This window comes from Flagellimonas hymeniacidonis (assembly GCF_008040165.1).
Lineage (GTDB): Bacteria > Bacteroidota > Bacteroidia > Flavobacteriales > Flavobacteriaceae > Flagellimonas > Flagellimonas hymeniacidonis.
Window position 1 is genome coordinate 63,335 of sequence record NZ_VRUR01000003.1, and the last position, 18,399, is coordinate 81,733.

Below are 18,399 nucleotides of genomic sequence, written 5' to 3' on the forward strand. Positions count from 1 at the left end.
TATTGGTATTGTCCTTTAAATTTGAGCTACCTTATATGACAATGGTCATCATGTTGTTGTTTTTTGAGATTCTATTTTGTGTTCCCATCTCCACAGACCATTTGCTCCCTGCCCACCTTTATTCCCGAATCAATTGATGAAAAAACCCATATTCCAAATGATAGAAGGAGGCCCATAACATTACAATTCCCAATATGAAAGTATTAATATATGAAAAATACCTACCCATAAAAGAGGGGATTCCAAAAACTCAATGATAATTGCCAAAAAGGCAATTATCTAAGGTAAGCCCTAATGGGATTGCAAAATGCCTATTACGTTGCCAAAATCGACTATCTTCAAGCACCCAATTGAAAAGGACGGATATATTCCAAGGCCAACCTTATCACCATGGAAGCACCGTTATTGGAGGCGCTGTAGAATAGAAAATTATAGTATGAAGCTACATTTCTTGGATAGAACCATTATTGAAAATAATTCATTTGCAATAAAAGAAAACAGCTATCCCTATTTTTTGAGAATATGGCATTATCATCCTGAATTGGAACTTGTTTATATTAAAAAAAGTACGGGAACAAGGTTTATAGGCGACAGTATTGAGCGATTCTCCGAAGGTGAGGTTATTCTAATTGGCCCAAATCTGCCACATATGTGGTTAAATGATAAAAAATATTTTTCCGATTCGTCCAATTTAGTTGCCGAGGCATATGCGATTCATTTCAAAAAAGATTTCTTGGGAAAAGAATTTCTAAATGCGCCAGAGCTAAAAAATGTATCCGATTTGATCGAAACCTCTATTTTGGGGATAAAGTTTGTAGGCTTGGACCACAAAGTTATTGCGCTGATCAAAGAGTTGCCAAAAAAAAGATCTTTTGAAAAGTTGATACAATTTTTGGAGATACTAAACAGCCTTGCTAATCATACCGAAAGGGTTCTTTTGTCAAGCAAAGGTTATTTAAGCTTTTTTAAAAAGAGCTACAACATAAATAGGGATAGGGTATTGCAATACATCTTCAATAATTTTAATAGATCGATAACATTAGTGGAAGTTGCTGCCATTGCAAATATGAACCCTACCGCTTTTAGCAGGTATTTCAAAAAAACACATAGAAAAAGCTTTAAGGAATACCTAAATGAAATCAGGGTTGGTTATGCCTGCAAATTGTTAACAGAAAATGATTATAATATTACACGGATTTGCTATGAATCCGGATACAATAGTGTTTCAAATTTCAATCGCCAATTTAAAAAGATAATGGGAATTCCACCTTCTGAATATCTAAGACAGCATAGGATAATCTGACTTTTTCTGCAAAAAAAATACTGGTAGGTGCAATATAATGCATGATGGGATACATGCCCGACAATAACTTTGTCCAATAAAGTGATCCTATGCTGAATATTTCAATAACCAATATAAAAGTAAAGGACATTCGTTTCCCCACGAGTAAGAATTTGGACGGATCGGATGCAATGAATCCAGACCCAGATTATTCAGCAGCTTATGTAATACTAGAAACAGATCATGTAAAAGGTCTTGAAGGTCATGGACTTACTTTTACCATAGGTAGAGGTAACGAAATCTGTGTAAGCGCCATAAAATCTATGTCCCACCTTGTTGTGGGTAAGACCTTGGAAAGTTTTACCAGTGATATGGCGGGATTCTGGAAAATGATAACTGGTGATAGCCAATTACGTTGGTTGGGGCCAGATAAAGGAGTTATTCACCTGGCTACCGGCGCCTTGGTCAATGCCGTTTGGGATCTATATGCAAAAGTAGAAGGTAAACCACTTTGGCGGCTTTTGGCAGAAATGACAGCAGAAGAGCTGGTTTCCTGTGTTGACTTTACCTATATAACCGATGCAATTACCTCAGAAGAGGCATTACTGCTATTAAAAAAACAGGAGGCAAATAAAAAAGAACGAATAGAATACCTCCTTCAAAATGGATATCCTGCCTACACAACTTCTGCTGGTTGGCTAGGCTATTCCGATGAAAAAATGAGGCGTTTGTGCCAAGAGGCTAAATCAGCGGGCTTTAAACATTTGAAGATGAAGGTAGGCGCAGACTTGGCAGACGATATGCGTAGAGCGGCAATTATTAGGGAAGAAATTGGTGACGATCTTAAATTGATGATGGATGCCAATCAAAAATGGGATGTTCAGGAAGCCATTCAAAATATGGCCCAATTAAAAAAATTCAACCCATGGTGGATTGAAGAACCCACTAGTCCAGATGATATTTTAGGACATGCAAAAATAGCGGAAGCTGTGGCTCCCATAAAAGTTGCGACTGGCGAACATTGCCAGAACAGGGTTATTTTTAAGCAATTGATGCAAGCAAAAGCTTTAGAGGTTTGTCAGATTGATAGCTGTAGGGTTGGTGGTGTAAATGAAATATTGGCTATCTTACTAATGGCGGCAAAATTTAAAATACCTGTTTGTCCCCATGCGGGTGGAGTTGGCCTCTGTGAATATGTTCAGCACCTTTCCATGGTCGATTTCATCTCTATAAGCGGTACCATGGAAGACAGGATCATTGAATACGTTGATCATTTGCACGAACATTTTATTGACCCCGTTGTCATTGAAAATGGCGCATATATGCCTCCAAGCCTTCCGGGTTATAGTATTGAAATGAAGCCCGATTCAATGGAGCAATACACCTTTCCAGAAGGAGAAGTCTGGAGAAAAATGTCAAAACCAGAACTGTTATGAAAACTCACCTTAAGTTTCTTGTCATTTTGTTACTTTCCGGTACTATGACCTTTGGTCAAGGACAGGAAAATTATACTCCATCGCAATCAAATTTAGAAGCCAGGCAATGGTTTCAGAATGCTAAGTTTGGTATGTTTATTCACTGGGGGGTTTATAGCATATTGGGTGATGGTGAATGGGTTATGCAAACCCAAAAGATTCCTATAAAGGCCTATGAGAAACTGCCCACATTCTTTAACCCTATTGAATATGATGCTAAAGAATGGGTGAAAATGGCAAAAGATGCCGGAATGAAATACATTACCATTACAAGTAGGCACCATGACGGCTTTTCAATGTTTGATACCAAGGCTACTGACTATGACATTGTGGATGGAACACCTTATGGAAAAGATGTATTGAAAGATTTGGCTGATGCATGCAGGGCTGAGGGTATAAAACTATTTTTTTACTATTCACTGTTAGATTGGCGCGATGACAATTACTTTCCAAGGGGAAGAACGGGTGCTGAAATACCCGGAAGGTCAGAAACTGGGGAATGGGATAAGTACATAGCTTTTATGAAAGTTCAACTTACAGAGTTGTTGACCAATTATGGTGAAATAGCAGGCATTTGGTTTGATGGACACTGGGACCAGAAAGACTGGGATGGAAAAAAATTCGGCAAATTAAATGTTGATTGGCATTATGATGAAATCTATAAATTGATTCATGACCTACAACCGCAATGTTTGATTGGTAATAATCATCACTTAGCACCAATCGAAGGCGAGGATTTTCAAATGTTTGAAAAGGATTTGCCAGGAAAAAACACCACAGGCTGGGGCACTGATGCTTCCGATGTAGGAAATCTACCTTTCGAAGTTTGTGAAACCATCAACGGTTCATGGGGTTTTAATCTGCAGGACAGAAAGCATAAATCAAAAAAAGAGTTGGTTCAGTATGTTATCAAAGCCGCGGGACATGGAAGTAATCTTTTATTGAATGTTGGCCCAATGCCCAATGGTAAGATTCAAGAAGAACATAAGGAATCCTTAAAGGAAGTTGGAGAATGGATGCGGGTAAATGGGGAAACAATCTATGGAACCAAACAAGGGCCAATTCCTCCATCGGATAAAATGGCCTCTACCCAAAAGGGTAAGATAGTATTCCTTCATCTTTTGGATGCAAGTGAAACGGAGGTATTCCTAAAAGATTTCAATAAAAAGATAAAAGGAATAAAGTTTTATAAGGATGAAACCTCCGTAAACTATAAAAAGAATAAGAGCGGTTTATCAATCCAAATCCCTGAAGCCAGGTTGGATTCCATAGACACTATAATAGAAGTTACCCTTAAATAATGGCATCTTATAATTATAAAGACAAAACGGTAATAATCACTGGTGGAGGTAGTGGCATTGGAGAGTCCTTGTCCAAGAAGTTTGCTTCTTCGGGAGCTAACGTCCATATTTTGGATTTTCAATTGGAGAAAACCCAAGAGGTGGTCGATGAAATTCTTGAAAAGGGAGGTGAGGCACAAGCATATGAATGTGATGTCGCCAATCAAAGCCAAGTAAAGGAAACTGTTCAGGGTATCGCAGCTAAAAATTCCATTGATATATTGATCAACAATGCCGGGATTGCGCATGTGGGCAATATTGAAGGCACTTCAGAAAATGATATGGATAAACTATACCGGGTAAACATTAAGGGAGTCTATAACTGCATCTATGCATGTATTCCAAAAATGAAAAAACAGGGAACGGGGATTATTCTTAATATGGCGTCCATAGCTTCCACGGTTGGTATTTCAGATAGGTTTGCCTACTCCATGACTAAAGGAGCAGTATTGACAATGACATACTCCATTGCAATGGATTATATAGGTCACGGTATTCGCTGCAATAGTATTTCACCTGCTAGGGTACATACTCCTTTTGTAGATAATTTTATAGCTAAAAATTATCCAGGAGAAGAAAAAAAAATGTTTGAAAAACTTTCAAAGACACAACCTATTGGTCGAATGGCCAAACCTGATGAGGTAGCCTCTTTAGCGCTTTATCTGTGTTCTGAAGAAGCATCCTTTATCACTGGGACAGATTTCCCAATTGATGGAGGTTTTATAAAACTAAACGGTTAAGAATAAAATAATACCTATATGAAACTCATACGATTTGGTGCTAAGGACAATGAAAAACCGGGTGTTGAGCTTAATGATAAAACCAGACTGGATGTAAGCGGTTTTGTTAATGAGTATGACGAAGATTTTTTTGGAGGAGATGGCCTAGCACAACTTGAAGCTTGGCTGGGTAAAAATGGACATGAATGCCCTATTGTAAAAGAGGATGTAAGACTAGGCCCACCTATAAAAAGACCATCCAAAATTGTTTGTGTCGGACTTAACTACGCGCAACATGCAGCCGAAAGTGGTATGGATGTACCTAAAGAACCCGTTTTATTTTTCAAGGCCTCTTCTGCTATTGCTGGGCCAAATGATGATGTGATCATTCCAAAAGGAAGTCAAAAAACCGATTGGGAAGTGGAGCTGGCCTTTGTTATTGGTAAGAAAGCATCTTATGTGGATGAAGAAAATGCGATGGCCCATATAGCTGGTTACGTATTGCACAACGATTATAGTGAGCGGGAATACCAATTGGAGCGCGAAGGACAGTGGGTAAAAGGAAAGAGCTGTGATACATTTGCTCCCCTCGGTCCATATTTGGTCACAAAAGATGAAATAGAAGATCCCCATAACCTTGATCTATGGTTAAAATTGAATGGTGAGACCATGCAAGACAGCAATACCTCTGATTTTGTATTTAATATTCCAGAACTGGTGAGCTATATCAGCCAGTTTATGACGCTATTGCCAGGCGATATTGTATCCACCGGCACCCCTTTTGGTGTAGGATTGGGGTTGAACCCTCCTAAATATCTTAACCCAGGGGATGTAGTGGAACTGGGAATAGACGGGCTAGGAACCTCAAAACAACATGTAATAGCATTTGAATGATATGAGAGTTGATAGCCACCAGCACTTTTGGAATTATGATCCGGTTACCCATGCTTGGATCAATTCGCAAATGGAGGTTATCAAAAAAGACTTTTTACCTTCAAATCTGGCTCCAATACTTAAACATGCCCAGATGGATGGCTGTGTAGCGGTCCAAGCCGACCAATCTGAAAAAGAAACCGACTTCCTGCTACAATGTGCAAAAGAAAATCCTTTTGTTTTAGGCGTGGTTGGTTGGATGGATTTATGCTCCCAAGATATCGAGCAGAAACTCGACAGCTATTCAAAATACCCTAAATTAAAAGGGTTGCGACATATTGTGCAGGATGAGGCCGATGACCATTTCATGCTTAAGCCAAATTTCTTGCGGGGAATATCTAAACTTGAGACTTATGGATTCACCTATGACATTTTAATATATCCAAAACAACTGCCCGCTGCAGTTGAATTGGTCAAAATGTTTCCCAAACAACGTTTTGTACTTGATCACATTGCAAAACCTGTTATCAATGGAAATATTGATAGCAAGTGGGAGCATCGCATCCAGCAACTTGGTTCCTTTAAGAATGTCTATTGCAAAGCATCGGGTATGGTAACCGAGACTAGCCAGAATGCCTTTGACAATGAGGATTTTCATCCATATCTCGATGTCGTCTTCAAATCCTTCGCTACAAATAGAATCATGTTTGGGTCCGATTGGCCCGTTTGTTTGCTTTCTGCTTCATACCCAAGGGTATTGTCCATTCTCGATGCCTATTTAAAACAATTTTCAGAAGAGGTTCAAAACCGGGTTATGGGTCTGAATGCACAAGAATTCTATAATCTATAACATGGGAAACCTCATTCAAATAGTCAAAAAAATTAAAAACGTACGCACTCTAATTGCCGGTTTGATTATACTCGCATGCAGCAATGCGTTAGTTCGGGCCCAAGATGCCGAAGATTCCCAAAATGTACTTTGGTATTCAGAACCCGCAAAAGAATGGATGCAAGCCTTGCCCGTTGGAAATGGTCGTTTGGGAGCCATGGTGTTTGGCGACCCTCATAACGAGAGGATTCAACTGAATGAAGATTCCATGTGGGCCGGTGGTCCCGATTGGGAAAGCAGTAAGGGGAACAGTGCTGATCTTACTCTTTTGAGACAATTGTTGGAAGAGGGAAAAACGGAGCAAGTGGATAGCCTTATTGTAGAAAAATTCTCAAACAAAACCATTCTACGTTCCCATCAGACCATGGGAGATTTATATATTGATTTTGAAGAGGAGAGCGACATTTCCAATTATCGGCGAGAACTTGACCTTAACAAAGCACTAGTCACCACTTCATATACACTGAACCAAGCACAATACGTTCAAAAAGTATTCGCATCACATCCAGATGATGCTTTGGTAATTGAATTGACCACAACCGCTAAAGATGGATTGAATCTTGAATTGAGATTGGATCGACCTAAAGACCACGACCAGTCTACGGTCAAAATGGTCAACCCAACCCCTAGTGAAATTAGTATGAAGGGTATGGTAACCCAAAATGGTGGAAAAAGATTCTCAAAACCATTATCGATAGACTATGGGGTGCGTTTTGAAACGCGATTGAAAGTAATAAATAATTCAGGGACGGTTCTGACCAAGGATGGCAAAATAGTACTGAAGGGAGTGAAAAAAGCACTGCTTTTTATAGTCGCCAACACCTCTTTTTATCATGGTGAAAACTATGTGAAAAAGAATGATGAAACCCTATCGAAAATTCTGAGAAAACCCTTCGAATCGCTTTTGTCTGATCATATAGTGGATTATCAGGAACTGTATAAAAGGGTTTCTTTTGATTTGGAAGGCCATGAATTGGACAAAATACCAACTAACCAGCGATTGGAACGTATTAAAAAAGGAGAAAATGATAATGCGCTTGCAGCTACTCTTTTTCAATTTGGACGCTATCTTTTAATTGCCTGCTCACGCCCAAATACTAATCCTGCCAATCTACAGGGACTCTGGAATAATCATATTGAAGCTCCTTGGAATGCGGATTATCACTTGAACATTAACTTACAGATGAATTATTGGCCTGCAGAGGTCACCAATCTGAGTGAATTGCACCAACCATTTTTCGATTTGATTGACCGGGTGTTGGAAAGAGGAAAAACTACAGCTAAAGCACAATACGGAATCAATCGAGGAACAATGGCCCATCATACCACCGATCTTTGGGCCACCCCTTTTATGCGGGCAGAAAGAGCCTATTGGGGCTCATGGATTCATGGGGGAGGATGGTGTGCTCAACATTATTGGAAGCATTATCAATTTACGAAGGATGCTGTTTTTCTTAAGGAACGAGCTTATCCGGTGCTTAAAGATTTGGCAGCTTTCTATTTGGATTGGTTGATATGGGATAAGAAGAGCAAAAAATGGGTGTCAGCTCCGGAAACATCTCCGGAAAATTCATATCTAGCACCCAACGGAAAATCTGCAGCGGTTTCCTATGGAAGTGCTATGGGACATCAAATAATAGGAGAGGTATTTGATAACTTTTTGGAAGCTTCAAAAATTTTGGGAATCCAAGATTCGCTTGTAATAGAAGTGAGGGGAAAAAGACGAAACTTACATCCAGGTGTGTTAATAGGAGAGGATGGACGTATTTTGGAATGGAATGAACCCTATGACGAGCCGGAAAAAGGTCATCGGCATATGTCTCATCTATATGCACTGCATCCAGGTGATGATATTGTGGAAAGTAATCCAAAGGCATTTGCTGCTGCCCAGAGAACAATAGATTATCGTCTTGAACATGGAGGTGCGGGCACTGGTTGGAGCCGAGCTTGGATGATCAATATGAACGGCCGTTTACTGGATGGGCTCTCGGCTCAAGAAAATATTGATAAATTCTTACAAATTTCGTTGGCAGATAATTTGTTTGATATGCACCCACCTTTCCAAATTGATGGGAATTTTGGGTATACCGCTGGAGTGGCAGAGCTGTTACTTCAATCTCACGAAGGATTTTTAAGGTTATTGCCGGCATTACCCCCAAAATGGAAGAATGGGTCGATAACTGGTCTTAAAGCAAGAGGGAATATTACAGTCGATTTGGAATGGAAAGATGGTGAATTGACACAAGTGACACTTAAAGCGAATGAAAAAAAGGAGATTGCCATTCAATATGGTAACCAAAAAATATTGGTCAAAATACCCAAGAGTAAACAAATACAATTGAACAAAAACCTCAAATTAATTCCTTGAGCATGCAAAGCAGCCAAATACCTATAAGGGTTTTATTTACGATTATCTTGTCATCATTGTTCATGGTAACTGCCTTGAAAGCTCAAGAAAGTGATACCTATAAGGTTAACCATGAAAAAATGCAATGGTTTCAAGATGCAAAACTGGGCATTTTTATCCATTGGGGGCTATATGCTGTAAATGGGATTGATGAATCTTGGTCATTTTACAATGGTTACATCTCACATGATGATTATTTGAAACAAACCAAAGAGTTCACTGCCAAAAATTATAATCCGGAAGCTTGGGCTGAACTTATCAAAAAAAGCGGGGCTAAATATTCAGTGATTACATCAAAACATCATGATGGATTTGCGCTATGGAACTCTAAGTATGGGGATTTCAACGCGGTCAAGAGTTCAGCTGCCAAAAAAGATGTATTGGGTCCATTTGTAAAAGCCCTACGCAAAAACAACCTAAAGGTTGGGATTTATTACTCCCTTCCAGATTGGTCTTATGGAGATTATACTCACTTTTTAAGGGATTCTCTTAGATACAAGACAAAGGAAGACCCAAAACGATGGAATACATTCTTAAAATACTACCAAGGACAATTAAAGGAAATAGCAAACCTATATGACCCTGATCTTTATTGGTTTGATGGAGATTGGGAACATAGTTCTGAAGAATGGGAAGTGCCTAAAGTGAGAAGTATGCTCTTTGAGAAAAATCCCAATACAATTTTGAATTCCCGATTACAAGGAAGTGGGGATTATGCAACACCGGAACAGGGAATGCCAATAACAAAGCCCAAGGATAAATACTGGGAGTTGTGCATGACCATGAACAATTCATGGGGTTTTCAGAAAAACGATCATGACTATAAAACCCCAGATCAAATTATTGGAATTTTCTCCGATGTAATTTCCAATGGTGGAAATCTGCTATTGGACATAGGCCCTAAAGCCGACGGAACCATTCCAAAAGAACAGGTAAATATCCTTAGTGAGTTGGGAGACTGGACCGCTAAACACAAAGAGGCTATTTATGGATCAAGGGCGGGCATTCCCAAAGAGCACTTCTATGGACCTACAACCTTATCAAAAGATAAAAAAACATTGTACCTGTTTGTTAAGGGCAATCCCAATGGTGAAATTGTGGTTCGCGGACTTAAAAATAAGATCAATCGGATTTGGGTGGTGGGCAATGGAACAAAACTGTCCCATAAAGTAGTTGGTAAAGTGTATTGGAGCCATTACCCAGGAATCACCTATATAGATATTCCAGAACATGTTTTGGATGACCACATGACCGTACTTGCCTTATTATTGGACAAGGAGGTGGATTTATATCGTGAAGATGGAGCTGTAATAGAAAGTAATTAAATACTTAAAGATGAATCTCAAAAAAGAATCACTTGTTTTTATGCTCCTTGTTTTTGGCAGCGTTTTATGTTGTATTGGTCAAGAACAGGCAAAACCTTTGGCGAATCATGTAATATTGATCGGGTCTGATGGTTTTGGGGCTTATGCCTTCAAAAAAGCTAAGGTTCCCAATTTAAGAAAGATGATGAAAAATGGATCATATACCCTTGAGGCACGATCAGTTCTGCCGTCATCCAGTGCCGTAAATTGGGCATCCATGATCATGGGGTCTGGACCTGAGCTACATGGGTATACGGAATGGGGAAGTAAAACGCCAGAATTACCTTCAAAGGTTATTGGCGACGGGAACATATACCCCACTATTTTTAGCTTGGTGCACCAACAACTACCAGAAACAAAAAAAGGAGTTTCCTACTCTTGGGGAGGTATTGGTTATCTTTTTGAAAAGAATATGGTCGACATCGATTTCAATGGGAAAACCGATGAAGAGACTATGCAAAAGGCCATTGAATTTATCTTAAAAGAAAAACCTTCACTAACCTTTATACATTTTGACCAACCAGATGGAGCAGGGCATAATATTGGACATGATACCCCAGAGTATTATAAGGAAGTGGAAAAAATTGATGCTTTAATCGGAAAAATTTTAAGCACTCTTGAAGAAAATAACCTGATGGAGAACACTGTGATACTATTTAGTTCTGACCACGGCGGTGTTGGAAAAGGACATGGAGGTAAAACTTTGTTGGAAGTTGAAATTCCATGGATAATCTATGGCAAGAATATAAGTTCCAAAGGAAAATTGGAGAGCAGTGTTGTTACTTATGACACGGCGGCTACAATAGCGTATATACTGGGTTTAAAAACACCAGAATTTTGGAGAGGAAAACCAATCTTAGAAGCAATAAAAAATGCGGAGCATTAATTTTTGTGGATTCTTGTGTTTATTGATTATACTCTGCTCGTGCGGAGAAATTGAAAAACAAATTCCGCAACAACCAAACATTGTTCTTTTTTTGGTAGATGATATGGGTTGGCAGGATACCTCTGTTCCTTTTTGGAGCCAAAGAACTGAATATAATGACTTATATCATACCCCAAATATGGAACGTTTGGCGGCAGAAGGTATGAAATTCACGCAGGCCTACGCAACTCCTGTATGCTCTCCTACAAGGGTGAGCCTGATGACAGGAATGAATGCAGCTAGACATAGAGTGACCAATTGGACGCTTATGAAGGATGCCCTTCAACCCATGGAGACAAATCATCCTACCTTGAGTTTTCCAGAATGGAATGTGAACGGAATGAGTCCCATCAAAGGTGACTCCAAAGCGGTTCTCGCAACTCCGTTGCCCAAAATACTACAAGATGCAGGGTACTACACCATACATTCAGGCAAGGCCCATTTCGGGGCTATTGGGACACCGGGGGATGATCCTTTAAACCTGGGTTTTGATGTCAATATAGCTGGACACGCTGCTGGTGCTCCGGAAAGTTATCTTGGTGTGGAGAATTTTGGGAATGGCAAGGAAGGTAAGGAAGTTTGGGCTGTTCCTGGGCTCGAAAAATATCATGGAAAGGATATCTATCTTACTGAGGCACTTACTCAAGAATCTTTGAGTGCTTTGGATTCCGTTAAAGGCAAGAAACCTTTTTTCTTGTATATGTCACATTATGCGGTTCACACCCCACTTATGGGGGATAAAAGATACTTTCAGAAGTATGTGGAAGCAGGATTGGATTCTACAGAGGCAAAATATGCTTCTATGGTAGAAGGAATGGACAAAAGTTTAGGGGATATCATGGATTATCTAGAAAAAAACCGACTAGAGGACAATACAATCATCCTTTTCATGTCAGATAATGGTGGATTGAGCGCTGTTGCCCGAGGTGGTAAACCACACACCCATAATAGGCCTCTGGCCAGTGGGAAAGGTTCCATCTATGAAGGAGGCATAAGGGAACCAATGCTTGTGAAATGGCCAGGAACCATAAAACCAGGGTCATCAACTGATGACTATGTGATTATTGAAGATTTTTATCCCACCATTTTAGAAATGGCGGGTATTCTGGATAGCAATAAAGTTCAAACCATTGATGGAAAAAGCTTTACCTCAATCTTAAAAGGAGAAGCGGCCTTTGAAGAAGAACGACCATTGTTTTGGCACTACCCTAACGAATGGGGACCTGAAGGTCCCGGTATTGGAGCTTTTAGCGCCATAAGGTTGGGAGATTGGAAGTTGATTTATTTTCACCAAGATCAACACATGGAGTTGTATAATATCACCAACGATATTGGAGAAACCGAAAACATGGTACCAACTCAAGCAGAAAAGACAAAGGAAATGGCACAAATACTATCAGAATACCTCATTAAGGTAAACGCACAAATGCCTTCCGATAAGGAATCTGGACAAATGATTCCATTTCCCAACCAAAAAATAAACATAGGTAAGCAGTAGTTATGAAAAAAATACTCCAATTTGTTATAGCAGGAGCAATAATATTATCCGTATCGTGTAACAGTCAAATTCCTCCTGAGCCTGTTGGTCCTGTTCCTTCGGAACGCCAATTGGCGTGGCATGAGTTGGAGTATTACGCTTTTGTCCACTTTAACATGAATACTTTTACCGACATGGAATGGGGTACCGGAGGGGAGACACCAGCACAGTTTAATCCAACACAATTAGATACGCGCCAATGGGCCAAAGTGGGCAAAGAAGCTGGAATGAAAGGTATTATCCTTACCGCCAAACATCATGACGGTTTCTGCTTATGGCCAACCAAAACCACAGAACATTCCGTTAAAAATTCACCTTGGAAAAATGGTCAGGGTGATTTGGTTCAAGATTTGGCAGATGCTTGTAAAGAGTATGGCCTTAAATTGGGGCTTTACCTTTCTCCATGGGACCGTAATAATGAACATTACGGCAAGCCTGAATATGTGCAACTATTTCATGAACAACTGAGAGAGCTTTTGACCAATTATGGCGAGTTATTTGAAGTTTGGTTTGATGGTGCCAATGGAGGGTCGGGGTATTATGGAGGAGCAAATGAAACCCGTAAAATTGATAATAAAACCTATTACGAATGGCCCAAAACCACCCAAATGATTCGAGAATTACAACCTAACGCCGTCATATTTAGTGATGGTGGGCCAGATGTTAGATGGGTAGGAAATGAAGAAGGTTGGGCAAACGAAACCAACTGGAGTGTTATGCGTAGGGATGAGATACATCCTGGCTGGCCTAGATATGTAGAGTTGCGATCAGGGCATGAAGACGGCACACATTGGCTTCCAGCTGAAGTAAATACTTCAATTCGTCCAGGTTGGTATTACCATCCTGGTGAAGACCACCAAGTAAAGACGTTACCACGATTGGTGCAGACTTTTTATGAGTCCGTAGGAAGGAATGGCAATTTCTTATTAAACCTACCGGTAGATGATAGAGGCCTTGTTCATGAAAAGGACGTTGAGCAATTATTGGCTTTGAAACAACAAATTGACAAAGATTTTGCAAATGAATTGGCACAGGGACAGACTATTGTTGCTTCAGATGTACGTGGCAATGACTCCGCTTTTTCCGCGGAAAATGCTATCGATGGTGATAAGGAAAGCTATTGGGCCACCAATGATGGTAAAACCCAAGCGTCCATTACTGTTTCATTTGAAGAACCCACAGAGGTCAATCGTATTATTTTGCAGGAATATATTCCTTTGGGACAACGAGTTAAAAAATTTAAGGTTAGCGCAGAGGTGAGTGGTGAATGGAAAACCATTGATGAACAGACCACTATTGGCAATAAGCGTATTCTTCAATTTGAAACTGTAAAAGCGGACAAAATTCAGGTAGAAATACTTGATTCGAAAGGACCTGTAACTCTTTCAAATCTGGAACTATACAGAGCCCCGGTACTTTTGGTTGAACCGGTCTTTTCAAGAAATCGAGATGGAATGGTTTCCATTAGTGTGCCAGATGATAAGGTTGATATTTATTTTACAACGAATGGCAGTGACCCAACAACATCATCTTCAAAATATACAAAGCCCTTTTCTTTGACTGAACCAGCTATTGTAAAGGCCATAGCTGTTGATTCAGATAGCGGACAACAAACCCAACCGGCAAACCAAATTTTTGATATTGCTAAAAAGGAATGGCACGTAATAGCTGCCTCTTCAGGGAATTTGGAAGATGCAGAAAAACTAATGGATGGAAACCCCGATACATTTTGGGCAACGGACAAAGAAGACCAAAAGACACCGGAAATTACAATAGATTTGGGTAAATCCTTCGGGTTGACGGGGTTTACATATTGGCCCATACAAACACGCTATCCATTTGGCATAATAACCCATTATGAGTTTTTGGTCAGTGTGGATAACAAGAATTGGAAAACAGCTGCAAAAGGTGAGTTTGGGAATGTGGCCAACAATAGAATTGAACAAAAGGTATCTTTTGAAACAACGTCAGGGAGATATATTAAATTAAAGGCACTCAAAATTCATGGAGAAGACCCAAGAGTTTCTTTTGGCGAAATAGGAGTATTGACTAAATAAGTATTATGAATTTAGGATTACAGAATAAAGTAATAGTGGTTACAGGAGGAGACAAGGGCATTGGAAATGGCATTTGTAACGTGCTTGCAGATGAAGGGGCTGTCCCTGTAATTATTGGCCGAAAAGAACATGATGTACAAAAAGCCGTTGATGCAATTATACAAAAAGGAGGAAAGGCCTTTTATGCCCTAGCAGAGCTCACAAATCCTGAACAATGCAGGAACGCAATTGAAAAAGTAGTGAAAGAATTTGGGAGAATAGATGGGCTTGTCAACAATGCAGGTGTTAATGATGGGGTTGGATTGGAGCATGGCAATTATGAAGATTTTAAACGCTCTTTGGAGCGTAATGTAGGGCACTATTACCTGATGGCCCATCACGCGCTTCCAGAATTGAAAAAAAGTGGTGGAAGTATTGTAAATATTGGCTCTAAAACCTCGGTTACCGGTCAGGGAGGCACTTCTGGATATGCTGCTGCCAACGGGGCAAGAAACTCCCTTACCCGTGAGTGGGCAGTAGAATTGCTTCCGTACGCAATTAGGGTGAATGCAGTGATTGTTGCTGAGTGCTATACCCCATTATATGAACGATGGATCAAAACATTCGAAAATCCTGAGGAAAAATTGAAGGAAATTACAGATAAAATACCCTTGGAAAACCGGATGACCTCTGTGGAGGAGATTGCCAATACAGTGGTTTTTTTGCTTTCAGAAAAATCAAGCCATACAACAGGGCAGCTCATTTATGTTGATGGCGGCTACACCCATTTGGATAGAGCATTAACCAAACCAAGCAATTAAAATTATGAGTCGACCAAAAGTAGTATCCAAAGAAGTACTTTTTCCATTTATCCTAGTCACCTCCCTTTTTGCGCTTTGGGGTTTTGCAAATGCGGTCACTGATCCTATGGTACAAGCGTTCAAGAAGGTGCTGGAGCTCTCAAATTCACAAGCCGCTTGGGTGCAAATGGCGTTTTACGGGGGATATTTCTGTATGGCACTACCGGCTGCACTGTTTATGAGAAAGTACTCTTATAAAGTTGGCATTCTTATAGGTTTGGGTTTATACGCTGTTGGTGCACTTATGTTTTATCCAGCAGCCATAACCGAAAAATTCTGGTTTTTCTGTTTAGGTCTTTATATACTGACTTTTGGGTTGGCATTTTTGGAAACCGCTGCAAATCCATACGCATTGGCCATGGGAGCCAAGGAAACCGCTACGCAACGCTTAAACCTTGCACAGGCATTTAACCCTGTAGGTTTGATAGGGGGGCTCTTTGTTGCCCAGCAATTTGTGCTCAAAAATCTACAGTCAGATGATATAGAAGATTTTAGTGCGCTGGATGAGGCAGCCAAAACTTTAGTGAGAACCTCGGACTTATTGGTCATTCGGGATCCATATGTGATTTTGGGATTGGTCATATCCATAATTTTTGTTGTTTTTCTTGTTAGTAAAATGCCACAAGCCAGAGACAAGGATGGTATACCAAGTATTGGGATGATTTTTAAAACATTATCCAAAAACAAGAAATATGTAATGGGTGTATTGGCCCAAATTTTATATGTAGGGGCACAAATCATGTGCTGGACATACATCTACCAATATGCAGAAGCCATAGGAATGGATAGTGTAACCGCTGGATATTATCAAATGGCTGCTTTTGTTGTATTTGTAGTAGGCCGTGCTATAGGAACCTATCTATTAAGGTTTATGAGTCCAGGTAAATTGCTGAAATTATTTGCCATCATGGCTTTGTTGTGTACCCTTGGGGCTATTCTCGTAAAAGGAATTGTAGGGCTGTATTGTATTGTTGGAATTTCCATGTTCATGTCCCTCATGTTTCCCACCATTTACGGTATTGCTCTGGGTAATCTTACCGAAGATCAGTCCAAAGTGGGTTCTGCCGGTTTGATTATGGCCATCGTTGGTGGTGCTTTAATGCCTAAACTTCAGGGAATGATTATTGATCTTGGAGGAAATGGTGTTGCCGATATCAAAATTTTAGGGGTCTCAGAGGTAAACTTCTCTTTTATATTGCCCATGCTTTGCTTTGGATATATTAGTTGGTATGGGCACCATGTCTTTAAAAAATATGAATAGCTAATGAAAGACAATAAAAGATACTGCTTGGCCGTGGATTTGGTGGATGATGACAATCTTATCCATGAATATGAAGAACATCATAAAAAAGTCTGGCCGGAAATAATACAAAGTATCAAAGATTCTGGAATCCAAAACATGGAAATCTATAGAATAGCGAATAGACTGTTTATGATTATGGAGGTGGATTCTTCTTTTACTTTTGAGAGAAAACAACAAATGGATTCAACAAATCCAAAAGTTAAAGAATGGGAAGATTTAATGTGGACCTATCAAAAAGCATTACCAATGGCAAAGCCTAACGAAAAATGGGTGTTAATGAAGGAAGTTTTTCGATTAGAATCAGGTGCATAAGAAATAAAGTGATAAAGATTGATGAGATAACACTTACCGAATTAATTAAAACATGAAGCGAAGAAATTTTATGAACTTGATTGGTCCAGCATCGGCCGGGTCTTTTCTAATGCCGACGCTTTTATCATTTAAACCATCTATTAAAGAGAATAGCAAACCACTTAGGTTTGGTATTGTGGCCGATGTACACAAAGATTTGATGCCGGATGCTGATGCACGCTTGGAGAAATTTATTTCCAAAGCTATTGATAGACAGGTCGATTTTATTATCCAAATGGGTGATTTTTGTATGGCGGATCCAAGAAACCAAGAATTTCTAAAAATATGGGAAACCTTTAAAGGGCCTAAATATCATGTTTTAGGCAATCATGATATGGATAGAAATTCCAAGCAGGAAATGTTAGATTTCTGGGGCATGCCTAAAACGTATTACTCTTTTGATTTTAATAATTATCACTTCATTGTTCTTGATGCGAATTTTTTGTATCAAGATGGAAAATTTATTGATTATGAAAAATCGAATTTCTATGTAAACAGTGATTACAGAACCTACATTAACAATGAACAAATAGAATGGTTTAAGGCAGATCTTGAAGCTACCCAATTACCAACCATTGTATTTTCGCATCAAAGTTTGTGGCATTACCAGTGGGGTGTAAAAAACCGATTGACCCTACAGAAAATCATGGAAGTCCATAAAGAAAAGATTATTTGCTGTATGAACGGCCATAATCACTTAGATTTCCATCATCATCAAAATGGAATCGATTACGTTGAAATCAACAGCATGTCATATCAATGGATGGAAGATAAATATAAGAATACTGAGCGCTATCCCAAAGAGATGTACGAGCAATACAAATGGCTGCCTAATATGGCCACTTACAAAGATCCATTATATGCCTTTGCTGATATGCAACCTGATGGAACATTGGCCATTGAAGGTGTCAAAAGTGAATGGACTGCACCATCTCCTTATGATGATGGATTACCTAAGGGTGTGTATGGAAACGAGTATTCAGCAAAAATTTCAGACTATACACTACGGTTTTAGTATTTAAAGTATAGATCGAGTTA

15 protein-coding genes are annotated in these 18,399 nt (G+C 39.6%); all 15 read left to right on the plus strand.

Features of this window, described 5'->3' with window-relative positions; genetic code table 11:
* Positions 1–436 precede the first annotated feature (436 nt).
* The 15 genes from FVB32_RS17440 to FVB32_RS17510 all read left to right on the plus strand — a co-directional run bounded on the left by FVB32_RS17440 (position 437) and on the right by FVB32_RS17510 (position 18,376).
* On the plus strand, positions 437–1,303 hold the full coding sequence (locus FVB32_RS17440; RefSeq protein WP_147745153.1) for an AraC family transcriptional regulator: 867 nt from the start codon (positions 437–439) through the stop codon (positions 1,301–1,303).
* Positions 1,304–1,392: 89 nt separating this feature from the next.
* Positions 1,393–2,718, plus strand: coding sequence for an L-fuconate dehydratase (locus tag FVB32_RS17445; protein WP_147745154.1), 1,326 nt, complete (start codon positions 1,393–1,395; stop codon positions 2,716–2,718).
* Positions 2,715–4,058, plus strand: a complete 1,344-nt coding sequence (locus FVB32_RS17450; protein WP_147745155.1) for an alpha-L-fucosidase — start codon at positions 2,715–2,717, stop codon at positions 4,056–4,058. Before FVB32_RS17445 ends, FVB32_RS17450 begins: the two co-directional genes overlap by 4 nt.
* On the plus strand, positions 4,058–4,837 hold the full coding sequence (locus tag FVB32_RS17455; protein WP_147745156.1) for an SDR family NAD(P)-dependent oxidoreductase: 780 nt from the start codon (positions 4,058–4,060) through the stop codon (positions 4,835–4,837). Before FVB32_RS17450 ends, FVB32_RS17455 begins: the two co-directional genes overlap by 1 nt.
* 18 nt (positions 4,838–4,855) lie before the next feature.
* Positions 4,856–5,710, plus strand: coding sequence for a fumarylacetoacetate hydrolase family protein (locus FVB32_RS17460; protein WP_147745157.1), 855 nt, complete (start codon positions 4,856–4,858; stop codon positions 5,708–5,710).
* Between the two features lies 1 nt (position 5,711).
* Positions 5,712–6,539 (plus strand): amidohydrolase family protein, encoded by an 828-nt coding sequence (locus tag FVB32_RS17465; RefSeq protein ID WP_147745158.1) that lies wholly within the window; start codon positions 5,712–5,714, stop codon positions 6,537–6,539.
* A 1-nt stretch (position 6,540) separates the two neighbouring features.
* The gene (locus FVB32_RS17470; protein ID WP_147745159.1) at positions 6,541–8,946 is read left to right on the plus strand and encodes a glycoside hydrolase family 95 protein; all 2,406 of its coding nucleotides are present in this window, start codon (positions 6,541–6,543) and stop codon (positions 8,944–8,946) included.
* A 2-nt stretch (positions 8,947–8,948) separates the two neighbouring features.
* Positions 8,949–10,310, plus strand: coding sequence for an alpha-L-fucosidase (locus FVB32_RS17475; protein ID WP_147745160.1), 1,362 nt, complete (start codon positions 8,949–8,951; stop codon positions 10,308–10,310).
* A gap of 10 nt (positions 10,311–10,320) precedes the next feature.
* Positions 10,321–11,235 carry an alkaline phosphatase gene (locus FVB32_RS17480; RefSeq protein ID WP_147745161.1) on the plus strand — a complete coding sequence of 305 codons (915 nt, stop codon included), beginning with the start codon at positions 10,321–10,323 and terminating at the stop codon, positions 11,233–11,235.
* The gene (locus tag FVB32_RS17485) at positions 11,222–12,772 is read left to right on the plus strand and encodes a sulfatase (RefSeq protein ID WP_147745162.1); all 1,551 of its coding nucleotides are present in this window, start codon (positions 11,222–11,224) and stop codon (positions 12,770–12,772) included. Before FVB32_RS17480 ends, FVB32_RS17485 begins: the two co-directional genes overlap by 14 nt.
* A 2-nt stretch (positions 12,773–12,774) precedes the next feature.
* The gene (locus FVB32_RS17490; RefSeq protein ID WP_147745163.1) at positions 12,775–14,868 is read left to right on the plus strand and encodes an alpha-L-fucosidase; all 2,094 of its coding nucleotides are present in this window, start codon (positions 12,775–12,777) and stop codon (positions 14,866–14,868) included.
* A 5-nt stretch (positions 14,869–14,873) separates the two neighbouring features.
* Positions 14,874–15,668, plus strand: coding sequence for an L-fucose dehydrogenase (locus tag FVB32_RS17495; protein WP_147745164.1), 795 nt, complete (start codon positions 14,874–14,876; stop codon positions 15,666–15,668).
* A 4-nt stretch (positions 15,669–15,672) separates the two neighbouring features.
* Complete coding sequence (fucP, locus tag FVB32_RS17500; RefSeq protein WP_147745165.1) at positions 15,673–16,968, plus strand: L-fucose:H+ symporter permease; 1,296 nt, start codon at positions 15,673–15,675, stop codon at positions 16,966–16,968.
* A 3-nt stretch (positions 16,969–16,971) separates the two neighbouring features.
* On the plus strand, positions 16,972–17,322 hold the full coding sequence (locus FVB32_RS17505) for an L-rhamnose mutarotase (protein ID WP_147745166.1): 351 nt from the start codon (positions 16,972–16,974) through the stop codon (positions 17,320–17,322).
* 52 nt (positions 17,323–17,374) lie between these two features.
* Positions 17,375–18,376 (plus strand): metallophosphoesterase family protein, encoded by a 1,002-nt coding sequence (locus tag FVB32_RS17510; protein ID WP_147745167.1) that lies wholly within the window; start codon positions 17,375–17,377, stop codon positions 18,374–18,376.
* Positions 18,377–18,399: the final 23 nt, after the last annotated feature.